This is a genomic window from Rhizobium laguerreae (assembly GCF_019778565.1).
GTDB lineage: Bacteria > Pseudomonadota > Alphaproteobacteria > Rhizobiales > Rhizobiaceae > Rhizobium > Rhizobium laguerreae.
The window spans coordinates 2501-5000 of the sequence record NZ_JAAXQT010000028.1; the positions used below are offsets into that span (position 1 = coordinate 2501).

Genomic DNA, 2500 nt, shown 5'->3' on the forward strand with positions numbered 1-2500 from the left:
AGAAATAAAAGTTTTGCATCGGCTTATGGCTGATGCGTGTTCTGCATACATTGTGAAGAGAAGATTGATCTGGAGGCTTCCAGGTGTTTTGGGTTCTGCCCAAGGCGTCCGAGCCCAGTTCTGATGATCCCATGGATGGCCTAGCCGGCCGGATATGGGTGAAGGACTGGAGGGTGGAAGGAAGCTTGTCACTCTGGATCGTTCGTTGTTCGTTGCCTTTGGGCATCGTCTGATGAACGATCGGATTACCGTTGCCTGACCGCGCGGTATCGGATCATATCTCGAGAAGCTGGTCTTAAGACAGGCTGCAAGCGAGCTGCTCGGCGTAGCTCCAATAAAGCAGACCTGTCGAACACGTTAATGGCATTGTTGGATTGACTGGGTTGTAAAAGGTAACCCGGTCTGTTGCCGTTCCTTCGGAACGGGCAACGAGACGATGAGCATTGGCAATGAGAACGATTAAGTGTCGTAAGGGCATTTGGTGGATGCCTTGGCATGCACAGGCGATGAAGGACGTGATACGCTGCGAAAAGCCGTGGGGAGCTGCGAATGAGCTTTGATCCATGGATCTCCGAATGGGGCAACCCACCTTAAATGCTTGGGAAATCGAGCGTGCCGTTGGCACGAAAGTGAGTAGGAATTAGTGATTAGTGAGCAGTGAAAACTACTCACTACCGACTGATCACTACTCACTGCGCGTCAAGGACGCGCTCGGTTTCCAAGCATTGTGATAAGGTATCTACACCTGAATACATAGGGTGTAAGAAGCGAACGCAGGGAACTGAAACATCTAAGTACCTGCAGGAAAGGACATCAACCGAGACTCCGCAAGTAGTGGCGAGCGAACGCGGACCAGGCCAGTGGCAATTGTGATTAAAGTGGAACGCTCTGGAAAGTGCGGCCGTAGTGGGTGACAGCCCCGTACGCGTAGATATCATGATTGTCCTAGAGTAGGGCGGGACACGAGAAATCCTGTCTGAACATGGGGAGACCACTCTCCAAGCCTAAGTACTCGTGCATGACCGATAGCGAACAAGTACCGTGAGGGAAAGGTGAAAAGCACCCCGACAAGGGGAGTGAAATAGAACCTGAAACCGGATGCCTACAAACAGTCGGAGCCCGCAAGGGTGACGGCGTACCTTTTGTATAATGGGTCAACGACTTAGTGTAACAAGCAAGCTTAAGCCGGTAGGTGTAGGCGAAGCGAAAGCGAGTCTGAATAGGGCGATATAGTTTGTTGCATTAGACCCGAAACCGAGTGATCTAGCCATGAGCAGGTTGAAGGTTGGGTAACACCAACTGGAGGACCGAACCCGCATCTGTTGCAATAGATTGGGATGACTTGTGGCTAGGGGTGAAAGGCCAATCAAACTCGGAAATAGCTGGTTCTCCGCGAAATCTATTTAGGTAGAGCGTCGAGCGAATACCCCCGGGGGTAGAGCACTGGATGGGCTATGGGGACTCACCGTCTTACTGATCCTAACCAAACTCCGAATACCGGGGAGTACTACTCGGCAGACACACGGCGGGTGCTAACGTCCGTCGTGAAAAGGGCAACAACCCTAACCTCCAGCTAAGGTCCCCAAGTCATGGCTAAGTGGGAAAGGATGTGAGGATCCCAAAACAACCAGGATGTTGGCTTAGAAGCAGCCATCATTTAAAGAAAGCGTAACAGCTCACTGGTCTAAATAAGGGTCTTTGCGCCGAAAATGTAACGGGGCTGAAGCCATGCACCGAAGCTGAGGATGTGTAGCAATACACGTGGTAGCGGAGCGTTCCGTAAGCCGATGAAGGGAGACCTGTGAGGGCTCCTGGAGGTATCGGAAGTGCGAATGTTGACATGAGTAACGATAAAGAGGGTGAGAGACCCTCTCGCCGAAAGACCAAGGGTTCCTGCTTAAAGTTAATCTGAGCAGGGTTAGCCGGCCCCTAAGGCGAGGCAGAAATGCGTAGTCGATGGGAACCACGTTAATATTCGTGGGCCTGGTGGTAGTGACGGATTGCACAAGTTGTTCATTCTTATTGGATTGGATGGGCAGCGGAGCGGTTCCAGGAAATAGCTCCACCGTATAGACCGTACCCGAAACCGACACAGGTGGTCAGGTAGAGTATACCAAGGCGCTTGAGAGAACTATGTTGAAGGAACTCGGCAAATTGCACGCGTAACTTCGGAAGAAGCGTGACCCCATGCTAGGCAACTATTATGGGGTGGCACAGACCAGGGGGTAGCGACTGTTTATCAAAAACACAGGGCTCTGCGAAGTCGCAAGACGACGTATAGGGTCTGACGCCTGCCCGGTGCTGGAAGGTTAAGAGGAGAGGTGCAAGCTTTGAATCGAAGCCCCAGTAAACGGCGGCCGTAACTATAACGGTCCTAAGGTAGCGAAATTCCTTGTCGGGTAAGTTCCGACCTGCACGAATGGCGTAACGACTTCCCCGCTGTCTCCAACATAGACTCAGTGAAATTGAATTCCCCGTGAAGATGCGGGGTTCCTGCGGT

General features: G+C 52.0%; 1 rRNA gene (only partly in view). It reads left to right on the top strand.

Annotated features, from left to right (window positions below):
* Nucleotides 1-457: 457 nt before the first annotated feature.
* Nucleotides 458-2500, top strand: a 23S ribosomal RNA gene (locus tag HFO71_RS35585) (it continues 838 nt past the right edge of the window).